This window comes from Streptomyces sp. NPDC101132 (genome assembly GCF_044759225.1).
In the GTDB taxonomy this organism is placed as follows: Bacteria; Actinomycetota; Actinomycetes; order Streptomycetales; family Streptomycetaceae; genus Streptomyces.
In genome coordinates this window covers 124,610-145,072 of record NZ_JBIVYX010000001.1, presented here as the reverse complement: position 1 = coordinate 145,072, position 20,463 = coordinate 124,610, and the positions used below count along the sequence as shown (strand labels likewise).

The 20,463-nt window shown below is 73.3% G+C and carries 18 protein-coding genes; 5 read left to right on the top strand and 13 right to left on the bottom strand.

The window, feature by feature from the left end:
- Positions 1 to 45 precede the first annotated feature (45 nt).
- A complete protein-coding gene (locus tag ACIQUR_RS00645; protein WP_403656297.1) occupies positions 46 to 1,476 on the top strand; it encodes a dihydrolipoyl dehydrogenase family protein in 1,431 nt (476 codons plus the stop codon).
- A 147-nt stretch (positions 1,477 to 1,623) separates the two neighbouring features.
- On the opposite strand, the gene ACIQUR_RS00640 is transcribed toward ACIQUR_RS00645, so the two are convergent.
- Positions 1,624 to 2,463 (bottom strand): chitosanase, encoded by an 840-nt coding sequence (locus ACIQUR_RS00640; protein ID WP_403656294.1) that lies wholly within the window; start codon positions 2,461 to 2,463, stop codon positions 1,624 to 1,626.
- 240 nt (positions 2,464 to 2,703) lie between these two features.
- Here ACIQUR_RS00640 and ACIQUR_RS00635 point away from each other — a divergent pair, with 240 nt between their 5' ends.
- Positions 2,704 to 3,621: an NADP-dependent oxidoreductase gene (locus ACIQUR_RS00635; protein ID WP_403657910.1), complete on the top strand. Its 918-nt coding sequence runs from the start codon at positions 2,704 to 2,706 to the stop codon at positions 3,619 to 3,621.
- A gap of 207 nt (positions 3,622 to 3,828) precedes the next feature.
- On the opposite strand, the gene ACIQUR_RS00630 is transcribed toward ACIQUR_RS00635, so the two are convergent.
- From ACIQUR_RS00630 to ACIQUR_RS00615, 4 genes are all read right to left on the bottom strand, one after another.
- Entirely contained in the window at positions 3,829 to 5,736 is a 1,908-nt protein-coding gene (locus ACIQUR_RS00630) for a beta-galactosidase family protein (RefSeq protein WP_403656291.1), read from the bottom strand.
- 44 nt (positions 5,737 to 5,780) lie between these two features.
- Positions 5,781 to 7,532, bottom strand: coding sequence for a SpoIIE family protein phosphatase (locus ACIQUR_RS00625; RefSeq protein WP_403656288.1), 1,752 nt, complete (start codon positions 7,530 to 7,532; stop codon positions 5,781 to 5,783).
- Positions 7,533 to 7,635: 103 nt separating this feature from the next.
- Positions 7,636 to 8,835, bottom strand: a complete 1,200-nt coding sequence (locus tag ACIQUR_RS00620; protein ID WP_403656285.1) for a methyltransferase — start codon at positions 8,833 to 8,835, stop codon at positions 7,636 to 7,638.
- A gap of 122 nt (positions 8,836 to 8,957) precedes the next feature.
- On the bottom strand, positions 8,958 to 9,314 hold the full coding sequence (locus ACIQUR_RS00615) for a tetratricopeptide repeat protein (protein ID WP_403656282.1): 357 nt from the start codon (positions 9,312 to 9,314) through the stop codon (positions 8,958 to 8,960).
- A 138-nt stretch (positions 9,315 to 9,452) separates the two neighbouring features.
- Between ACIQUR_RS00615 and ACIQUR_RS00610 the strand changes: the two genes are divergently transcribed.
- Positions 9,453 to 10,418 (top strand): pirin family protein, encoded by a 966-nt coding sequence (locus ACIQUR_RS00610; RefSeq protein WP_403656279.1) that lies wholly within the window; start codon positions 9,453 to 9,455, stop codon positions 10,416 to 10,418.
- 492 nt (positions 10,419 to 10,910) lie between these two features.
- On the opposite strand, the gene ACIQUR_RS00605 is transcribed toward ACIQUR_RS00610, so the two are convergent.
- The 3 genes from ACIQUR_RS00605 to ACIQUR_RS00595 form a co-directional block, all read right to left on the bottom strand.
- Complete coding sequence (locus ACIQUR_RS00605) at positions 10,911 to 11,564, bottom strand: CBS domain-containing protein (RefSeq protein WP_403656277.1); 654 nt, start codon at positions 11,562 to 11,564, stop codon at positions 10,911 to 10,913.
- Positions 11,565 to 11,573: 9 nt separating this feature from the next.
- Complete coding sequence (locus tag ACIQUR_RS00600; RefSeq protein WP_403656274.1) at positions 11,574 to 12,044, bottom strand: cyclic nucleotide-binding domain-containing protein; 471 nt, start codon at positions 12,042 to 12,044, stop codon at positions 11,574 to 11,576.
- Positions 12,045 to 12,138: 94 nt separating this feature from the next.
- The gene (locus ACIQUR_RS00595) at positions 12,139 to 13,566 is read right to left on the bottom strand and encodes an MBL fold metallo-hydrolase RNA specificity domain-containing protein (RefSeq protein WP_403656270.1); all 1,428 of its coding nucleotides are present in this window, start codon (positions 13,564 to 13,566) and stop codon (positions 12,139 to 12,141) included.
- Positions 13,567 to 13,735: 169 nt separating this feature from the next.
- Here ACIQUR_RS00595 and ACIQUR_RS00590 point away from each other — a divergent pair, with 169 nt between their 5' ends.
- Together ACIQUR_RS00590 and ACIQUR_RS00585 are read left to right on the top strand one after the other, a co-directional pair.
- Positions 13,736 to 14,809, top strand: a complete 1,074-nt coding sequence (locus ACIQUR_RS00590; RefSeq protein ID WP_403656267.1) for an alcohol dehydrogenase catalytic domain-containing protein — start codon at positions 13,736 to 13,738, stop codon at positions 14,807 to 14,809.
- A 469-nt stretch (positions 14,810 to 15,278) separates the two neighbouring features.
- On the top strand, positions 15,279 to 15,728 hold the full coding sequence (locus tag ACIQUR_RS00585; protein ID WP_403656264.1) for a universal stress protein: 450 nt from the start codon (positions 15,279 to 15,281) through the stop codon (positions 15,726 to 15,728).
- Positions 15,729 to 15,735: 7 nt separating this feature from the next.
- Here ACIQUR_RS00585 and ACIQUR_RS00580 read toward each other — a convergent pair whose 3' ends face one another.
- From ACIQUR_RS00580 to ACIQUR_RS00560, 5 genes are read right to left on the bottom strand one after another with little or no spacing between them, the layout of a single operon-like run.
- Positions 15,736 to 17,130 carry a Ni/Fe hydrogenase subunit alpha gene (locus tag ACIQUR_RS00580; protein ID WP_403656261.1) on the bottom strand — a complete coding sequence of 465 codons (1,395 nt, stop codon included), beginning with the start codon at positions 17,128 to 17,130 and terminating at the stop codon, positions 15,736 to 15,738.
- Positions 17,127 to 17,942 (bottom strand): oxidoreductase, encoded by an 816-nt coding sequence (locus ACIQUR_RS00575; RefSeq protein ID WP_403656258.1) that lies wholly within the window; start codon positions 17,940 to 17,942, stop codon positions 17,127 to 17,129. Before ACIQUR_RS00575 ends, ACIQUR_RS00580 begins: the two co-directional genes overlap by 4 nt.
- Positions 17,943 to 17,945: 3 nt before the next feature.
- Entirely contained in the window at positions 17,946 to 18,752 is an 807-nt protein-coding gene (locus ACIQUR_RS00570; RefSeq protein ID WP_403656255.1) for an FAD/NAD(P)-binding protein, read from the bottom strand.
- Positions 18,749 to 19,225 carry a cyclic nucleotide-binding domain-containing protein gene (locus ACIQUR_RS00565; protein WP_403656252.1) on the bottom strand — a complete coding sequence of 159 codons (477 nt, stop codon included), beginning with the start codon at positions 19,223 to 19,225 and terminating at the stop codon, positions 18,749 to 18,751. The genes ACIQUR_RS00570 and ACIQUR_RS00565 overlap by 4 nt, the downstream gene beginning before the upstream one ends.
- Positions 19,222 to 20,391 carry a 4Fe-4S dicluster domain-containing protein gene (locus ACIQUR_RS00560; protein WP_403656249.1) on the bottom strand — a complete coding sequence of 390 codons (1,170 nt, stop codon included), beginning with the start codon at positions 20,389 to 20,391 and terminating at the stop codon, positions 19,222 to 19,224. The genes ACIQUR_RS00565 and ACIQUR_RS00560 overlap by 4 nt, the downstream gene beginning before the upstream one ends.
- Positions 20,392 to 20,463 lie beyond the last annotated feature (72 nt).

Sequence of the window (20,463 nt, the reverse complement as noted above, 5' to 3'; positions counted from 1 at the left end):
TCCTTAGGGTCCTGGTGGACCTCCTGGAACCCCTGGAAGGTGTCTATGTCGGAAGCTGTGGAGTACGACGTCGTGGTGCTCGGCGGGGGACCGGCCGGCGAGAACGTGGTGGACCGGACCCGCGCCGCCGGGCTCAGCACCGCACTGGTGGAAGCGGAACTGATCGGGGGCGAGTGCTCGTACTGGGCCTGCATCCCCAGCAAGGCGCTGCTGCGCCCCGCCCTGGCGCGGGCGGACGCGCGCCGTGTGCCGGCGCTGCGGGACGCGGTCTCGGGACCGCTCGACGCGGCGGCCGCGCTGGCCCACCGCGACTACTGGACCGGCCACTGGAAGGACGACGGCCAGGTCGACTGGCTCGCCTCCATCGGCGCCCACGTCTACCGCGGCCACGGCCGCCTCTACGGCACCAGGAAGGTCGCCGTCACCAGCCCGGAGGGCGAGCACCACGTGCTCTCCGCCCGGCACGCGGTGGTCGTCGCCACCGGCAGCCGCGCCCGCCTCCCCGACCTGCCGGGCCTGACCGGAGCCCGGCCGTGGACCGGGCGCGAGGCGACCTCCGCCCAGCACGTGCCGGGGCGCCTGACGGTCGTCGGCGGCTCGGTGGTCGCCGTCGAGATGGCCACCGCCTGGCAGGCGCTGGGCTCCGCGGTCACGGTGCTGGCCCGCGGTTCCGGGCTGCTGCCCCGGATGGAGTCCTTCGCGGGCGAGCTGGTGGCGGACGGCCTGCGCGAGGCGGGCACGGTGGTGCGGACCGGCACCACGGTCGAGGCGGTGGTGCGCGACGGCAGCACCGGGCCCGTCACGGTGGTCCTGGCGGGCGGCGAGACGATCGAGTCGGACGAACTCCTCTTCGCGACCGGCCGCACCCCGCGCACCGAGGACATCGGGCTGGAGACGGTCGGCCTGACGCCCGGCGACTGGCTGCCCGTGGACGACGGCTGCCGGGTGCCGGGCCACGACTGGCTCTACGCGGTCGGGGACGTCAACCACCGGGCTCTGATGACCCATCAGGGCAAGTACCAGGCCCGGATCGCGGGCGCGGCCATCGCCGCCAGGGCGGCCGGGGTGCCGGTCCTGGAGACCGACCGCTGGGGCGCGCACACGGCCACCGCGGACACCGAGGCGCTGCCGCAGGTGGTGTTCACCGACCCCGAGGTGGCCTCGGTGGGCCTGACGCTCGCGGCGGCCGAGGAGGCCGGGCGCCGGGTGCGGGCGGTCGACTACGACCTCGGCCGGGTCTCCGGTGCGGGACTGTACGCCGACGGCTACCGCGGGCACGCCCGGCTGGTCGTGGACCTGGACCGCGAGACGGTGCTGGGGGCGACCTTCGTGGGTCCCGGTGCCGGGGAACTGCTGCACGCGGCGACCATCGCGGTCGCGGGCGAGGTCCCGCTGTCCCGCCTCTGGCACGCGGTCCCGGCCTTCCCGACCGTCAGCGAGGTCTGGCTCCGCCTCCTGGAGACCTACCGCGGCTGAGCGGAAGGGGCACTCGCCGCGGGCCGCGCGGCTCGCCGAGCCGGCCACCGCGCCGCTCGCCGAGCCGGCCACCGCGCCGGCCGCCGAGCAGGTCGCCGCGCCGGCCGCCGCCGGTCTCGCGCGGCGGCCGGCTCGGGCGGGGCGGGGTCAGTCGAGGTGGTAGCTGTCCCCGTAGACCTTCCAGTCCAGCGGGGTGCGCAGTTCCAGGTTGCGCTTGCGGAGGAAGACGCGCTGGGCGGTGTCCACGCGGCTGGTGTCGCTGTGGGCCTCCTCCTGCCGCATGGCCCAGACGCGGGCGTCGAGGAACGCGCCGATCCAGGTCACCTCGTCGCCGCCCTGGGCCGGCGGCTTGGCCGAACGCAGCGCCCGCTTGCGGATGTTGCGGAAGCTGGTGGAGTCCGAGCCGTCGCCGTGCATCACGATGGCGTCGTAGTACGTGAACTGGCCGAGTACGCCGATGCCGTCGGCCTTGCCCTGCCGCACGGCCGGGTTGAAGTAGACGCGGTCGCGCTCGTCGTCCTGGGCCTTGCGGAAGACGGAGTCCTGGGCCGCGGTGCGCCAGTCGCGCGGGAAGTTCGGGTCCAGGCCGTCGTGGGAGTCCGTGCCGTCGACCTCGCGCAGCGCGGGGAGGTAGCGGGACAGGACGTTGCCGGGCTTGCGGCGGTCGTACAGCTCGACCAGGTCGAGCATGTCCCCGGTGCCGGAACAGAAGCCGATGATGCCCGCCGTGTAGCCGCGGCCGTCGTCGATGTCCTCGATGTACTTGTACTGGGCCTTCCAGTCGAGCGAGGAGTTCTCGGCGCTGGAGACCAGCTTCATGGCGATCTCCTTCTTCGCCGGGTCGTCGAGGCCGAGCGCGGCGGCCTGCGGGGTGCTCGTGCCGGCCGCCAGGGCGGTGGCCGGCACGGCGAGGGCGGTGGCGCCCAAGAGGGCTCCGGTGAGCAGGGTCCGACGGGAGGGGTTCGGGCGCCGGTGGGGGGTTGTCACGCGTACCTCCGGTGATTGACAGGAAACTTTCCTGTCAGTCTGGTGGGGGTGGCGTGCTCGCGTCAATGGGGCGGCTGGGACCGGCTGTTGGGCGCGCCCGGCCGCCCCGTGCGCCCGGCCGGATCGCGCGGCCCGCCGAGCGCCGCCCTGCGAAAGCCGCACCCCGCGCATAGGGTGGGCGGCGTGCGACGCCCGCCGCCGCCCCGCACCAGGAAAGGCCGCCCCACCATGACCGACACGATGCGCGCCATGACCTACGACCGCTTCGGAGGCCTGGAGGTACTGGAACTGACGCAGCGTCCGCTGCCCAAGGTGGCACCGGGCGAGGTCCTCGTCCGGGTGCGCCGGGCCGCGGTCAACCCGGTCGACTGGAAGCTGATGTCGGGCGGCCTCGACGGCGCCATGGACACCCTCTTCCCGGTCGTGCCGGGCTGGGACGTGGCCGGGGTGGTCGAACGCGTCGGCATCGACGTGCCCGAGTTCGCGCCGGGCGACGAGGTCATCGCGTACGCCCGCAAGGACTACGTGCACGGCGGGACCTTCGCCGAGTTCGTCAGCGTCCCGGTCCGCGCCCTCGCGCCCAAGCCCGCCGCGCTGAGCTGGGAGGAGGCGGCCGGCCTGCCGCTGGCCGGGCTCACCGCGTTCCAGCTGCTCACCCGGCTCGGCGTGGGCAGGGACGACACCGTGCTGATCCACGGCGCCGCCGGGGGAGTGGGCTACCTCGGCGTACAGATCGCCCGCGCCCTCGGCGCCCGGGTCATCGGCACCGCCTCGCCCCGCAACCACGACCGGCTCCGCGAGGCCGGCGCCGAGCCCGTGGAGTACGGGGACGGCCTGGTCGGCCGGGTGCGCGCGCTCGCGCCCGACGGGGTGAGCGTGGTGGCCGACTTCGTCGGCGGGGTGGTGGACGTGACGCGCGCCGTGCTCGCCGACGGCGGCCGGCACGCCTCCATCGCCGACCACGCGGTACTGGCCGAGGGCGGCCAGTGGATGTGGGTGCGTCCCGTCGGCAAGGACCTCGAAGCACTCGGCCAACTCGCCGACAGCGGACGGCTGACCGTACCCGTGGCGCAGGTCTTCCCGCTGGAGGAACTGGCCGACGCCTTCGCCCTCAGCCAGACCGGACACGTCCACGGGAAGATCGTCATCTCCGTCTGACCGACGCCGGCTTCCTCCGCCCGGGTTGCGTCCGCTCGGCCGGCCTGCCCTCGCCCGGGCCGGACCCGGACGGCCTGCCCTCGCCCCGGCCGGACCCGGACGGGCTGCCCTCGCCCGGGCTGCCCTCGCCCGGGCCGCCTTCGCCCGGGCCGGACCCGGCCGGGCCGCCTCCGGCCGGGCTGCCAAGCCCGGGCGGAGGGCCCCACCTCACCAGACCGGGATGTCGGCCGCCTCCTCCGGACCCAGGTCGGGCCGGTCCCGCAGCTCCACCTGCGTGCCCCGCTCGTGGAGCTCCAGCACCACCAGCTCGTTGACGCCGGCCCGCCACAGCGGGGCCGGCGCGTACAGCGTGCGCTGCGGCCCGCGGTCCCAGTACCGGCCCAGGTGGAAGCCGTTGAGCCAGACCGCCCCCTTGGTCCAGCCGGGCAGCGCGAGGAACCCGTCGGCGGGCGCGGCGACGTCGAGCTCCAGCCGGTGGAAGGCCGGCCCCGCCACCGCGCCGGGCGCACCGAACTCCAGGCCGGACAGGTCCGCCAGCGGGAGGGGCCGTACCTCCCAGCCGAACTGGTACTGGTTGTCCAGCCGCACCCCGCCGGTGATCCCCTTGCGGTCGGCCAGCAGCGGCCCGTAGTTGATCCGGCCCATGTTCTCCACGAGCAGCTCCAGCACCGCGCCGCCCTCCGGCACGGCGACCGGCAGCGCCTCCTCCGGCCGGTCCCGCTCCAGTACGCCGAGCGGCTGCCCGTCCAGGAAGACCAGCGCCCGGTCCGCGAGCCCGTCCACCCGCAGCTCCGCCCCGCCGAGCGGTCCGCGCAGCCGGGTCCGGTAGTGGATCAGGCCGAGGTTCTGGCCGAAGGCCTCCATGGGCTCCGGTTCGAGGCGGTGGTGTACGTCGGCCAGCGCGTCCAGCGCCCCGCCCAGCGGGGCGCTGCCGGTGACGGAGCCGGACGCCGGGGCCAGCCGGGCGGGCGGCTCGGGCAACGGGTGTGCGGCCCCCGGCAGGTGACGGGCGATCACCTCGCGGAAGAGGTGGAACTTCTCGGTCAGTTCGCCGGCCTCGCCGACCGGCGCGTCGTAGTCGTAGCTGGTCGTGTCGGGGCGGTAGTGGCCGTCCTCGTGGTTGGCGCCGTTCCACCAGCCGAAGTTGGTGCCGCCGTGCCCCATGTAGATGTTCACGGAGGCACCGGCGGACAGCAGCCGGTCGAGCACGCCGGCGGCCTCCTTGGCGTCCCGGGTACGGTGCGGGCCGCCCCAGTGGTCGAACCAGCCGTGCCAGAACTCCATGCAGACCAGGGGGCCCCGCGGCTGGTGGCGGCGCAGGCAGTCGAGCGCGGCGTCGGGGCGCGAGCCGAAGGTACCGGTGGTCAGCAGCCCGGGCAGTCTGCCGCCGAGCTGGAAGCCGTCCGCCGCGCCGTCGGCGGTGAACAGCAGGCAGTCCACGCCCCTGCGGACCAGGCCGTCCCGCAGGTGCTCCAGGTGGCCGGTGTCGTTGCCGTAGCTGCCGTACTCGTTCTCGACCGCCATCGCGACGACCGGGCCGCCCGCGGAGGCGAGCAGCGGCAGCAGGCGGGGCACCAGCAGGTCGAACCAGGCGTCGACGGCGGCCAGGTAGGGGCCGTTGCTGCGGCGGAGCCGGACCGCCGGGTCGGCGAGCAGCCAGCCGGGGAGTCCGCCGGCCTCCCACTCGGCGCAGATGTACGGGCCCGGGCGGACGATCACGTCCAGGTCCAGCTCGCCGGCGAGCCGGACGAAGGCGGCCACGTCGCGGTCCCCGTCGAAGTCGGCGCGCCCGGGCGCGGGCTGGTGGAAGTTCCAGGCGACGTACGTCTCCACGGTGTTGACGCCCATCGCCCGCAGCCGCAGCAGCCGGTCCCGCCACAGCTCGGGGCGCACCCGGAAGTAGTGGATCGCGGCGGACACGATGCGGTGCGGCCGGCCGCCGCGGAGGAACACGTCACCTGTCACATCGAGCCGGCGGGAGTCGGCGGCGGACGTGGCAGGTGCCCCGGGGCCGCCGACGCCCCCGGATGAGGGGGACGGCAGGGACGAGCGGGACGGCAGCGAGGGCTCGGGGAGGCGGGGCGGCTGGGGCGCCCGGTGCGGCGGTGGCGTCATGGGGGCATCCTGATCGAGGATCCCGGGCGGGGTGCGGTCCTTGACTACGCTGTGACCCGCGCGGCCAGCACGGCGATGTCGTCCTCGGCCCGGGCGGCCGACAGGTCGGCCAGCACCCGGTCGAGCGCCTCAGCCAGCGGCAGATCCGGGGCCACCTCGAGACCGACCAGCCGGGCCAGCGAGCGGTCGATGTCCTCCCCGCGCCGCTCGACCAGGCCGTCGGTGAACATCAGCAGCACGCACCCGGGCCGCAGCCCGTACCGGATCTCCGCGTACTCGCCCAGGCCCGAACCGAGCGGCGGCCCCGGCTCCACCGGCACCAGCACCGACGCCTCCTCCGGCCGCAGCACCACCGGCGGCAGGTGGCCCGCGCTGGCGTACGTACACAGCCCCTGGCGCGTGTCCACGCTGACCAGCAGACAGGTGGCCACCCGGTCGAACCCGGAGCGCGCGACCATCGCGTCCGCGTACCGCAGGATCTCGCGCGGCGGGTGCCCGGAGACGGCGAGTGCGCGGATCATGGACCGGTAGTGGCTCATCGCCACCGCCGCCTCCACGCCGTGGCCCATGACGTCGCCCATCACCAGCAGCGTCCGCCAGCCGGGCAGCGCGATGGAGTCGTACCAGTCGCCGCCCACCAGCGCGCCGTTGCCGGAGGGGAGGTAGCGGGCCGCCACCTCCAGGTCGGGGTGCGGGAGGGAGGGCTCGGAGAGCAGCGCCCGCTGGAGTTCGAGGGCCATCGTGTGCTCGCGGGTGAACCGCTCGGCCTTGGCGAGGCTGAGGGAGGCGCGCTCGGCCAGGCTCTGCGCCACCAGCACGTCCTCGGGGCCGAAGACGGGCGAGGCCCCGGCCCGTACCAGGGTGAGGGTGCCCAGGGGATGGTCGGGGGCCAGCAGCGGCACGACGAGGGAGGAGTGGATGCCGGCGGCCCGGTAGGCGGCCACCCGCTCGGCGCTCGGGGCCGCCTTGCTCATCACCTCGTCGGAGGAGAGGTTGTCCATCCAGGGGTGCCCGGTCTCCAGGCTGCGCCGGATGGCGGCGCCGGGCTGCAGGTCCACGTACGAGCCCGCGGTGCCGAAGGCGGCCACGTGCGCGGTGAGGTGGGGGACGGAGGCCATGGCCGCGCGGCGCAGCCGGAGGATGCCGGGCGGCGGGAGGGGGTGGCCGTTGGGCTCCTCCGGGATGAGGAGCTCGACGCTGGCGGCGTCGGCCAGGCCGGGCACGAGGAACTCGGCCAGTTCCCGGCAGGTGGTCTCGACGTCCAGGGTGGTGCCGATCCGGACGGCCGCGGTGTCGAGCAGGATCAGCCGCTCGTGGGCCCGTTCCAGGGACCGCTGGTGCTCGCGGGAGGCGCTGATCTCCAGGCCGATGCCCACCAGGCCGAGGACCTCGCCGTCCTCCTCCAGGCGGTGGTACGTCACACGCCACACCCTGCTCTCGTGGGGCGAGTCGGCCAGGGTGCTGCCCGTGCCGACCACCTCGCGGGGCTGCCCGTCCCGCAGCACGTCCCGCAGGGCCTCGTCGGGCCGCCGGACGGCCGGCAGCAGCTCCGCGAGGGTGTGGCCCAGGTGCTCCTCGGCGGGGATGCCGGTCATCACGGCCATGTGGGGGTTGACGTAGAGGTAGCGCAGCTCGGTGTCGAGCACGGCCACCCCGGCCAGGGTGCCGTGCAGGATCTGGCGCAGCAGGCGGTACTCGCGGGCCAGGGTCCGCCCGGCCGCGGCGATCACCGCCTCGGCGTCCGCCGAGAAGAGGTACGGCCCCGGGAACGCCGGGTCGGGGCCCTCCGCGCACATCCGCCTGCCTCCTCGCCGACCGGGGGCGCCGACCGCCCTCGGTCCCCATGGTCGGCCACGGGGCGGCCTACGGCATGCGGGACGGGCCGGCCGGTCGGGCCGGTCAGCGGGTCTTGACCGCGCGGAGCACCACGAACTTGGCGTCGCTGGCCACCAGCTCGCAGTTGCCGAAGAGGCGGCGCAGCTTCAGGTGGTAGCCGAGGTGGCGGTTGCCGATGACCCACAGCTCGCCGCCCTTGCGCAGGGCGCGGCGGGACCCCGAAAACATCCGCCAGGCGGTGGCGTCGGTGAGCGACTGGTGGGAGTGGAACGGCGGGTTGTTGAGCACCGCGTCCACCGAGTTCGCCGGCAGGTCGGCGATCCCGTCGCCCACCAGGAACCGAGGGATGCCGAGGGCGCCCGGGCCGATGTTCTCCCGGTACGTCGCCTCCGCGGACGCGACCGCCTGGTACGACTCGTCGGTGAAGATCACGTCGGCCTCGGGGCTGCCCTTGGCGAGGGCGGTGCCGACGACGCCGTTGCCGCAGCCGAGGTCCACGATGGTGCCGGGGCCCCGCCACGGTGGCAGGTGGGCCAGGAGGAAACGGGTGCCGATGTCGAGGCGGTCGGCGCAGAAGACGCCGGCGTGGTTGGTGACGGTGAGGCCCTCGGCCGGGCCAGCGCCGGCTTCCGGCCCCAGGGTGTAGACCAGCGGCCAGGGGCTCCGCTCCGGCTTCTCGCGGGGCTCGGGCGTGGCGAAGATCAGCCGGGCCTTCTTCTCCGCGAGGGAGGTGCGGGTCGGGCCGATGATCCGCTCGAAGAGGTCCAGGGTGGAGGTGTGGATCTCCTTGACCATGCCGGTGCCCACCACGACGCTGTCCGCGTGCAGGGAGGGCGCCAGCCGGCAGAGCTGGTCCTCCAGCAGCGCCAGGCTCTTGGGGACCCGGACGAGCAGCACGTCGATGCGGGCCGGCGGCTCGTCCTGGGTGGTGAGGAGGCGTACGCCGTCCTCGGGCACGCCGGCCCGGGCGAGGTTGGCCTCGGTGGCCCGGCGGCCCAGGTACGAGTCGGTGATCTGGGTCAGGGAGGCGGCGCGCCCGGCGAGGGCGGTGGCCAGGGCGCCCCAGCGGTCACCGAACACGGTGACATTGCACTGTGACACGTCAACGGCCGGCACCTCCCCGGTGCCGCCGACCAGGTGCCTCAGCAGGTACTCGTCGGAGGCGTCCCAGGCGCGCAGCTGGTCGCGGGGGTCCTCGGGGAAGCGGGTGAGGCCGTAGTCGCCCCAGGACGTCGTCAAGCGGTTCTCAGTGGTGCCAGTCATCGTGGCCCCAGGCTAGCCGAGCCGCCCCGCCCCGGCCGCCGCACGGGCCGGCGGCGGTCTCCCGCCCGCCGCCCCGCCCGCGCGGCGGCGGCCTCCCTCCCCGCCGCCCCGCCCGCCCGGCCTCAGTCCTCGTCGAAGTCGCCGGACATGGCGGCCGCCAGCCGCAGGTAGGGTGCCGCCTCGGCCAGGCGGCCCTGCCGCTCCAGCGTCCGCCCCAGCATCAGCTGGGCGTAGTCCTCCACCGGCCAGCGCTCCAGGATGGCCCGCAGCTCCGCCTCCGCCCGCCGCAGCTGCGCCGAGTGGTAGTAGGCGCGCGCCAGCAGCAGCCGCGCCGCGAGCTGCTCGGGCGCCTCCGCGGTCAGCGGCTCCAGCACCCGCGCGGCCGTGGCGTACTCCCTGGCGTCGAAGAACAGCCCGGCCCGCGCCCAGCGCTCGGCCGCCGTGCCGTGGTCGTAGTACCCCTCCGCACGCTCGGTCATCCCGCAGCCCGTCCTCTCTCGTCCGTCCGGTGTTCGATGGCCTCAACACCCAGAGAAGGTTTAACATTCCACTACATAGGGCGGGCATCCGGCGCGGTACGGGGCCGCGCCCCGCCCCCACGGGACTAGGTTGGGGACATGAGCAATCTCGATCGCCAGGCAACGCTCTCCGTGTGCGGCGGCCGCGGCTTCGTCGTCGCCGAACCCGTACGCGAACTCCTCACCCCGCGCCAGGTCAGGCTGGGCGAATCCACCGAGGTGCGCAGACTGCTCCCGAACCTCGGGCGCCGGATGGTGGGCGCCTGGTGCTTCGTCGACCACTACGGCCCCGACGACATCGCCGACGAGCCCGGCATGCAGGTCCCGCCGCACCCCCACATGGGCCTCCAGACCGTCAGCTGGCTCCACCAGGGCGAGGTGCTGCACCGCGACAGCGTCGGCAGCCTCCAGACCGTACGCCCCCGCGAACTCGGCCTGATGACCTCCGGCCGCGCGATCAGCCACTCCGAGGAGAGCCCCCGCTCCCACGCCCGCTTCCTGGAGGGCGCCCAGCTGTGGGTCGCCCTGCCCGACGAGCACCGCCACGTGGAGCCGCACTTCCAGCACCACGCCGAACTCCCGCACGTCACCGCCCCCGGCGTCGACGCCACGGTCATCCTGGGCACCCTCGACGGCGCCACCTCGCCCGGCACCACGTACACCCCGCTGGTCGGCGCCGACCTCAGCCTGGTCTCCGGCACCGAGACCCGCCTCCCCCTGGAGCCGGACTTCGAGTACGCGGTCCTGGCCATGTCCGGCGAGGCGTACGTCGACGGCGTCCCGGTGGTCCCCGGCTCGATGCTCTACCTCGGCTGCGGCCGCACCGAACTCCCCCTGCGCGCCACGTCGGACGCCTCGGTGATGCTGCTGGGCGGCGAGCCGTTCGAGGAGGAGATCGTGATGTTCTGGAACTGGATCGGGCGGTCCCACGAGGAGATCGCCGAGGCCCGCGAGGCGTGGATGACCGGCACCCGCTTCGGCGAGGTCAAGGGCTACGACGGACCTCCACTTCCGGCCCCGGAACTGCCCCCCACCCACCTCAAGCCCAGGGGAAGGGTTCGCTGAACCGCTGCGTTGCGCGGACCCGGGCTGAGCGCGGTGCACGCGCCCAGCTGCAAGGGCCGACCAGTGCATGAGACCCGTCGCCGGAGTGCGTGTCTGGGCCCTGTCGGATCTTGTGCACAGGGGACAAAGGGCCCACGGGGTGGCAGCGGGTGTGCCCTCCGGCTCTGAGGGGACTGGCAGACGGCGGGCGACGTTGATTCCTCCGCCCCGACGGCGACCGACCTGACCCGTGCGCGGTGCTTGCCGATGACCGTCAGCTGCTCGACCTCCCAGCGGAGGTCGAGGGTCGGATTCATCGTCAGGGTGACGACTTCTGGACCGGCGGTTCGCTCCGGTACTCCGACACCGTCGGCAGTCCCGGTGGTTGAGGGGTCCGGTGCCGCCGCTGTGCTCATGGCGGTGTCCTGGCAGTCCTGTCGGCGTCTGGTGGGCGCGGCGGCTGATCGGTGGGTCGGACTTGGTCTTCTCCTGGCGCAGCCGCTTTCCCGGGGCTCATGGTTCGGTGTGGGCCGTCAGCCGGGAGCGGACGTCGACGACGCCCTCGACGGACCGGGCCAGGCGCTCGGCCAGGGGGATCAGGTGATCGTCCCGGACGCTGCCCGTCAGGGTGGCGATGCCGTGTGTGACGGTGACGGTGACCTCCTTGTGCGAGAGCGGGAAGAGTCGTTCGACGACGCTCTCGCGGATTTCCTCGGTGAGTTCGTCGTCGCTGCGGAGGAAGACCTTGAGGAGGTCGGCACGGCTGACGATGCCCTTGAGGGTGCCGTCGGCGTCGACGACCGGCAGGCGCTTGATGTGCCGGTCGGCCATGAGGCGTGCGGCCTGGGGGAGGGTGGCGTCGGGGCGGATCGTGACGGCCGGGGTGGTCATGAGGTTCTCGGCGCGGGTGGAGCCGGCCTTGGCGGTGTCGCCGAGGCGGCGCATCTGTTCGATCATCCCGGGGCGCTTTTCGTGGAACTCTTCCTTGGGGAGGAGGTCGGCCTCGGAGACGACGCCGACGACGCGGCCTTCGCCTTGGATGACAGGGAGGGCGGTCACCTTCCAGCGTTCCATCGCGGCGGCGATGTCCTTGAAGCCCGTGTCGGGGGTGACGGCGATGACCTTGGCGGTCATGACGTCGGCGACGGTGTACGGGGCGGAGGTCATGGCGGGTCCTCAGCGTGCGTAGGCGAGCGGGGTTCCGCTGCCGTGAGGGGCGAACAGGTCGAGGAGCCGGGTGCGGGCGGAGTCGAGCCGGTCGGCGATGACGCCCGCGACGGCGGTGGAGACGGACCGGCCGACGGCAGAGTCCTCGCTGCACAGCTCCCGTACGGAGGCGGCGTCGAACTCGAGGGCGCGGACCTCGCGTGTGGCGGTGGCGCCCAGGTGCCAGGTGTAGGGGCGGAACATCCAGGACCAGCCGAGCAGTTCGCCGTAGCCGAGGGTGTCGATGACGGCGTTCTTGTGGCCGGGCACGTGGATGTCGAGGTCGACGGTGCCGCATTCGATGATCCAGAACTTTTCTGCCCGCTGGTGTTCCCTGAAGATGCGGGTGTCAGCCGGGAACGTGACCTGGTGGGAGTGGGCGAGCAGGGCCTCGCGCGCTTCTGGAGTCATCTGTTCGAGGATGCTGTGCATGGTGCTCATGGTGTGCCTCCAGCCCTTCCCCTTCACCGTGCGCCGGGTGCTGTGGGGGCCGGGAGGGCCGCGCGGTGCAGACCGTGGGACCGTTAGGCCCAGGTCAGCGGACCAGGACGGCCTCGCCCGGCTTGGGTACGACGGCCGTCCAGCCCAGCTCGCGGTCGATGCGGTCCCGCAGGGTTTCGGATGCGGTCTCCTCACCGTGGACGAGGTAGGTGGTGTGCGGGGCCGGCGCGGCGCGCAGCCAGTCGATGACCTGGCCGGCGTCGGCGTGGGCGGAGAAGTGCGGTACGTCGGCGACCTCGGCGCGCACGGGAACGTATTCGCCGAACATCTTCAGCACTCGCGCCCCGTCCACGAGGTCCCGGGAGCGGGTGCCGGCGGCGGCGAAGCCGACGATGACGACGGCGTTGCGGGGGTCGGGCAGGGTGCGGTGGAGGTGGTGCAGGACGCGGCCGCCGGTGGCCATGCCGGCGGAGGAGACGATGACCGCCGGTCCGGTGGTGTTGTTGATGTCGATCGATTCCTGGACGGTACGTGCGGCAAGGAACGGCTCCGGGCTGATCGAGGCCTCGCCAGCGGCGACGATTTCGGGGCGCAGTTCGGGGGCGTGGGACCGGACGGCGTCGCGGTAGACGTCGAGGGTTGCCAGGGCCATGGGGCTGTCGACGTAGACGGGCACGTGGCGGGGCAGGGTGCCGTCGGCGCGCAGGGCGGCGAGTTCGTGCAGGACGACCTCGGTGCGGTCGATGGCGAAAGCCGGGATGACGACCGTGCCGCCGCGGGCGAGTGCGCGGGTGATGACGGAGGCGAACTCTCGCCTGGAGGTCTCGTGGTCGTGGCGCCGGTTGCCGTAGGTGGACTCCATGAGCAGGACGTCGGCACCCGAGAAGGGTTCGGGCGGCAGGAGGAGCGGGTGGCCGGGGCGGCCGAGGTCGCCGCTGACGGCGAGGGTGTGGCCGTCCTCCAGGGTCAGGTGGACCCAGGCCGAGCCGAGGATGTGGCCGCCGTGGTGGAGGGTGAGCTTCGTCCCGGCCATGATCTCGACCTCGCTGCCGACGGGGACCGGGTCGAAGAACTTCACGATGTGGTCGACATCGTCATCGTCGTAGAGCGGCTTGGCCGGCCGGTGCTTGGACCAGCCGTGCTGGTTGGCGTGCTCGGCGGCCTCCATCTGCAGCTTCGCGCTGTCGCGGAGCACGATCTCGGCGAGCCGGGCAGTGTGGGCGCTGGTCAGGATCGGGCCTCGGAAGCCGTGCCGGACCAGGCGCGGCAGGTACCCGCAGTGGTCCAGATGCGCGTGGGTGACGACGACCGCGTGGATGTCCCGGGCGTCGCAGGGCAGCTTGTCCCAGTTGCGGCGGCGCAGGTCCGCGACACCCTGGAAGAGCCCGCAGTCCACGAGGATCCGGGCATGGTCGCTCTCGACCAGGAACTTGCTCCCGGTGACCGTCCGCACACCGCCGAGGAAGGACAGCAGGGCCGGACGGGCCGAAGCCGCGGCGAGGGACGGGGCTGACTGGGACACGGCAGCAGCCCTCCTTTCGGGACGGGAGCCGATCTCCAGCCTCGCACCGGACTCCCCTCCAGGGATGGCCCGACCGGTCCCTCCTAAGGGCCCGACCGGCCCAAGCGTGGCAGCGGGACGGAGGGACAGCCTGGCGTTGACACTTCCGTAGAGCAGAGAGAGCCGCGCCATGAAGGCACTCGTCTTCCACGGACCCGGGCAGACCAGTTGGCAGGATGCGCCGGATCCCTCCGTCAAGGACGCCGCCGACGCGATCGTCCGGGTCGACACCGTCACCATCTGCGGAACCGACCTGCACATCGTCAAGGGCGACGTCCCCGAGGTTGCGCCGGGTCGCGTGCTCGGCCACGAGGCCGTCGGCACCGTCGTCGAGACCGGCGGCGACGTCCGCAGCGTCCGCCCGGGGGACCGCGTCCTGATCTCCTGCATCTCGGCTTGCGGCCGCTGCCGGTTCTGCCGCGAGGCCCGCTACGGGCAGTGCCGCGGGGGCGGGGGCTGGGTCCTGGGCCACACCGTCGACGGCACCCAGGCCGAGTACGTGCGCGTCCCCTTCGCCGACCTGTCCGTGCACCCCCTGCCCAGCACCCTGCCGAGCGACGAGGCGGTGCTCCTCGCGGACATCTTCCCGACCGCCTACGAGGTGGGCGTACTCAACGGCGACGTACGCCCCGGCGACACCGTCGTCGTGGTGGGCGCGGGCCCCATCGGCCTCGCGGTGATCGCCACCGCGTCGCTCTGCAGCCCGTACCGCGTCATCGCCGTCGATCTTGCCGCCTCCCGGCTCGCCGCCGCCCGCGACCTCGGTGCCGACGCCACCGTCAGCGCGAAGGAGGGGCCCGAGAAGCTGGTGGAGGACCTGACCGACGGGCTCGGCGCGGATGTGGTCGTCGAGGCCGTCGGCGTGCCGGAGGCGTTCGAGATGTGCACCCGGATGGTCCGTCCCGGCGGCCGGGTCGCCAATGTCGGTGTCCACGGCAAGCCCGCGACCCTGCACCTCGAAGACCTGTGGATCAAGGACGTCACCATCACCACCGGCCTCGTCGACACCCACACCACCCCCATGCTGCTGCGCATGATGGCCGCAGGCCGGTTGCCCGGGGCCGCCATGGTCACCCACCGGTTCGAACTGGACCAGATGGAGGAGGCGTACGACGTCTTCTCCCGGGCCGGCGACACCGGCGCCCTCAAGGTCGTCCTCGGCGGACCACAGCACGACAAGGTCGCCGTGCCGCCTCAGGAGTAGTGATCGCGGTGAAGAGCAACCCGCGAACCCCGATGCCGCCGTCCGGTGGGACTACTGGACGCACCGACCCGGGCCGCCGCTTGGCGGCCCGTCGCCGAGAACTCGGCCTGAGCCGAGAGGAACTGGGCCGGCGGTGTGGAGCAGGCTCGTTCCGCTGGAGGAGGACGAGTGCCGAAGGCTTCTGCGGACAGCCCTCCGGAGGGCGGCTTCGCCCGTTCGACGCCCTCCGCGAGTACCGGGACCGGGTGGACGGCAGGTCCCGGCTCGACGGTGTACGGGTTGGTGCGGACCGAAGGAGCGGAGGCATTCGACGGCGTCGGCCCCGGCCGCACCGCCGTGGTTCCGCCTACCGACGGACGGAGAGGCAGGCCGCCTCACCTGCGGGAACACTGCACTGCCAGGCTCCCCGCGTGGCGGTCGCCACGCGCCTCGCACACGCTGGAGGTAGATCTCGGAAGGGATGAAGGGCATGGACACGCAGCAGGAGACTCCGCGAATCGTGGTGGGCGTCGACGGATCGCCCTCGTCCCAGGCCGCACTGCGCTGGGCGGTGCGGTACGCCGGCCTGGTCGGCGGAAAGGTGGAGGCGGTCACGGCCTGGGAGGTCCCCGGCGAAGCGTCGTGGTCTGCCCCTGCGGTGGACGCGACGTTCGACCAGGAGGACGCCGAGAGGCGCATGGTCGAGGAGGTGCGAACCGTACTAGGTGAGGACGGCGCGTCCCTGGTGCACGAGCGCCTGGTGCACGGCCACCCGGTCGAGGTCCTGGTGGACGCGGCCAAGGGGGCCGACATGCTGGTCGTGGGAAGCCGTGGACGCGGAGGCTTCCGCCGGACGCTCCTCGGATCGGTGAGCCAGCAGGTGGCGCTCCATGCCCCGTGCCCGGTGACCATCGTCCGCCCGATCGAGGCTGACCAGTAGTCGACATTCACGGAGTGTGCCCGCGCCTCTCCGGCGTCCGCTCGATGTCGAGGTCCAGGAAGTGGGCCGAGCACGAGATACAGGGGTCGTGGTTGCGGACGGCCCGCTCGCACAGCCGGGTGAGTTCGGTCTCGGAATCCTCGCCTCGGTCGATCCCGGCCTGGACGATCCGGCGCAGGTCCTCCTCGATGGCGCCCTGGTTCTGCGCGGTCGGCGGAACGAGGCGTGCGTCGGTGATGCGGCCGCTGTCGTCGAGCGCGTAGCGGTGGTACAGCAGGCCACGGGGTGCTTCCGTGGCTCCGTGGCCGGTGCCGGCCCGGGCGGGCACCTCCGCGTACGGGTGGGGCGGCGGCTCGTACGCGTCGATGACGCGCAGCGCCTCCTCCACGGCGTACAGGACTTCCACCGCGCGGACGACGATGCTGCGGTAGGGGTTCCTGCAGACGGCGCCGCGTCCGCCGCCCGCCGCGCCGGGCGGCGTCGGGGGGTCGTCCAGCCCTGCCTCCCGGGCTGCCCCCAGGGCCGTGGGGGAGAGCAGGTGGCCGCTGATGGCCCAGCGGGCCAGGGCGCCGGTGAGGTGCCTGCGGCCGTCCAGCCGGGAGTGCAGGGCCGTGGAGTGCGGGACCTGCGTCTCGGTCACGTGGTCGCAGAAGTCCCGCAGGGGGAACGTGCGTGGGGCGTGGGGCTCGTCGTACGGGAGTACGGTGGGGACGCCGGACTCGATGGCGTAGGTGCCGGTCTCGGCGAGGGCGAAGAAGTCGGCGTCGCATTCGGCGTCGGGGAAGTCGAATCCGGCGACCCAGCGCACCGTGTCCCACGCGTCGTCGAGCGCGGTGCGCAGCCGCTCCGCCAGGGGCCGGAGTTCGCCGCGGGTCGGGGTCCTGTGGAAGCCGCCGAGACGGACATTGACCGGGTGGATCGATCGTCCCCCGAGCAGCTCGACCACCGCGTTGCCCGTCTGCTTCAGGCGCAGTCCGCGCGCGACGTGCTCACGGTGGGTGCGGGACAGGCCGATCACGTCCTCGTGGCCGAGGAAGTCCGGAGCGTGCAGCAGGTGGATGTGAAGGGTCTGGCTCTCGATCCACTCACCGCAGTACAGCAGGCGGCGAAGGGCGGCCAGTTGACCGCCGACGGTGACGCCGCACGCGTCCTCGATGGCCCGGCAGGCACTCATCTGGTAGGCGACGGGGCAGATCCCGCAGATGCGGGAGGTGAGGTCGGGGGGCTCCGTGTGGCCTCTTCCGCGGAGGAAGGCCTCGAAGAACCGCGGCGGCTCGTAGATCGCGAGGCGTGACTCGAGGACGGTGCCGTCGTGGATGCGCAGGTGCAGCGCGGTCTCGCCCTCGACGCGGGTGAGGGCGGGGATGCGCAGCACCCGGGACCTGGGCGCGGGCTCCTTCATCCGGCCTCCTCGGCGCCCGTCACACCGGGCCCTTGCTCTTCCACGGTGGTGAACGCGGTGACGTTGAAGGTGTGCAGGAACCTGCCGACGTCCTCCTCGCTCATCCCGTCACGGTGCAGGAGCGGGACCAGCGCGGGAAGGTTGGTGGTTCCGGCCGGTCCGAAGCAGCCGTAGCAGCCGCGCCCGTACGTCGGGCACAGGGCTCCGCAGCCGGCGTGGGTGACGGGACCGAGGCACGGCGTTCCGTGGGCGACGGTGACGCAGACGTTGCCGCGGCGCTTGCACGAGAAGCAGACGCTGTGGTTCGGGATGCCGGGTCGGCGTCCGGCGAGGAAGGCGGTGATGACCTCCACGAGCTGGCCCCGGTCGATGGGGCAGCCGCGCAGCTCGAAATCGACGGGTACGTGGGCCGAGACGGGGGTGGAGGCGGCGAGGGTCGCGATGTAGTCGGGGCGGGCGTAGACGGTCGCCAGGTAGTCCTCGACGTCGGCGTAGTTGCGCAGTGCCTGGACGCCTCCTGCCGTGGCACAGGCGCCGATGGTGACGAGGTGCCGGGAGTCGGCGCGGATGCGCCGGATGCGGTCCGCGTGCTCGGGGGTGCTGACCGAGCCTTCGACGAGCACGAGGTCGTACGGACCCGGTGCGGCGTCACTGGAGGCTTCCGCGAAGTGGGCGATCTCCAGCTCGGCGGCGATGCCGAGCAGTTCGTCCTCGCAGTCGAGAAGGGTGAGCTGGCAGCCGTCGCAAGAGGCGAACTTGAAGACGCCCAGCCGGGGCCGGGCGGGCTGAGGGTGTGCTTCGGGGGCGTTCATCTCTCACAGTTCTCGGATGGCGAGCAGGGGAGCGGCCTGGTCGTAGCCGACGACCGGGCCGTCGCGGCAGAGCAGCAGCGGGCCGAGCTGGCAGTGGCCGCAATGGCCTGTGGCACAGCGCATGTTGCGCTCGAGGGAGACAAGAATGCGGGCCGGGGGCACGCCGAGGTGGAGCAGGGCACGCGCGGTCGCGCGGATCATGACTTCGGGGCCGCAGACGAAAGCGGTGGTGTCGCCCGGGGTGAATCGGGCCTCGCGGATCAACGCGGTGACGACTCCGACCCTGCCGGTCCAGTCGGGCCACGGCCGGTCGACGGTGGCGGCCGCGAACGGTCGGCGCCAGACGGGAAACTCGTCCACGTACAGCGGATCGCCGGGGGTTCGGGCACCGGCGAGGACGTTGAGCCGCCCGTACTCGCCCGGTTCGTCCAGTACGGCGTGGATGAGGGGCCGCAACGGGGCGAGGCCGATGCCGCCGGCGACGACGAGCACATCGCGGCCACGCGCGGCCGCCGTGTCCCAAGCGGTACCGAACGGCCCGCGGACCGCGACCTGTGCGCCGGGCCTCATGTGGCACAGCGCCCGTGAGACGGCACCGACGGCCCGTACCGTGTGGGCCAGCTGTCGGCCGTCGGGGATCCGGGACACGGACACGGGGATCTCCCCGACACCGAAGGCGTACACCATCGCGAACCGGCCCGGGGCGAAGGGGGCCAGGGACTCACCCACCGGCTCCAGGGTGAGCGTGACCGTGTCGCGTGTCTCCTCGCGACGGTCCACCACGCGGTAGGGGAGCGGTGTCAGCGTCATGTCGTGCGGCCGCTCTCCTGTGTCCCGTACAGGTCGAGCAGGCGGATGCGCGTGGCCCTGAGCCGTTCTCCGATGGTCTCGGCGACGAAGGTGACCAGTGCCAGTCCCAGCGTGGGCCGTACGGCGCAGAGGTCGCGTACCGCGGCGGCGTCGAACATCCAGGCGCGGGTGGGTTCCCGTGTCTCGGCGCCGAGGTGCCACTGCCGGGGCGGGCACAGCCACGACCAGCCGAGCAGGTCGCCCGCGCCGACGGTTTCGACGACGGCACGTCCCCGGCCGGGCACCTGGACGTCGAGCGCGACCGTGCCCGAGCGGAGGATCCAGAAGCGGTCCGCTTCCTCGCCCTCTTCGAAGATCCGCGTGCCGGCCGCCAGGACGGTGTCGCGGGCCAAGGCCATCAGTCGTTCGCGCTCCTCTGATGGCAGGGCGGCGAGCAGTCCCTCGCCGCCGGGTCCGCCCGGATCCGTGGTCATGGCGTGGCCTCTTTCCCCGCGGCCTCCTGGTGCAGGGCGTGGGCCTCCTCGGTGAGGTCGATGCCGGTCGGGCACCAGACGATGCAGCGGCCGCAGCCGACGCAGCCGGAACTGTCGAACTGGTCGTGCCAGGTGCCCAGCTTGTGGGTGAGCCACTGGCGGTAGCGGCTGCGGGGGGTGGCCCGTACCGGGCCACCGTGCAGGAGCGAGAAGTCGAGGTCGTAGCAGGAGTCCCAGCGGCGCCACCGCTCGGCGTGGTCGCCGGTCAGGTCCGTCACGTCCTCGGTGGTGGTGCAGAAGCAGGTGGGGCAGACCATGGTGCAGTTGCCACAGCTCAGGCAGCGGGCGGTGACGTCATCCCAGCGGTCGGCCTCCAGGCTGTCCCGCATCAGCGTACGCAGGTCCACCAGCGGCATGGACCGGCCCATGCGGTCGGCGGCCTCGCGCACCCCGCGGGCGGCGGCGGCGCGGGTGCCGTCGTCGGCCGCGTGGTACGGGAGTTCCGCGAGGACCGCGGCTCCCTCCTCGGTCCCGCTCCGGCACAGGAAGCGGTGGCCGGCGTCGTCGACCACCTCGGTGAGGGCGAGGTCGTACCCGGCGTCCACGGCCGGTCCGGTGCCCATCGAGACGCAGAAGCAGGTGGCACCGGGCTCGGTGCACTCGACGGCGATCAGGAAGGCGCCCGTCCGTCGGGACAGGTAGGCGGGATCCCGGTACCGGCCGCCGGACATCACCCGGTCCAGGATGCGGATGGCGCGCAGGTCGCAGGGCCGCACGCCGAGGAACGCGTACGAGACGCTTTGCGGCTTCTCCTGGCGCACGGTCAGCTCGCCATCGGGCCCGCGATCCGCAGACCACTGGCGGACCCGCTCGGGGTGCAGGAACGACTTCCACGACTGGGGCCCCGCGCTGTGCGCGAACGCGGCCCCGTCCGCACGCCGGCGGACCCGGTACCGTCCCGCCTCCAGCTCCACCCCCCACCCGTAGGGCAGCTCGGCGGCGGAGTCCAGCTCGTCGAGAACGATCGCTGCGTCACGCACGGTCGGGCCGATCACCGTACGGCCGCGGCGCCTGAGGACCTGCACGAGAGCGTCCAGGCCGTTGCGGTCGAGCACCGCCTCGGCCGGGCCGTCGGCAACCCGGCCGACTCCTTCGGGGTCGCTCATGGTCTGCCCTCTCCTCCGCGCCCCGCCGCCCGCGAGAGGCCTGGGCGCGTGGGGCACCAGCGGTCCGCCGGT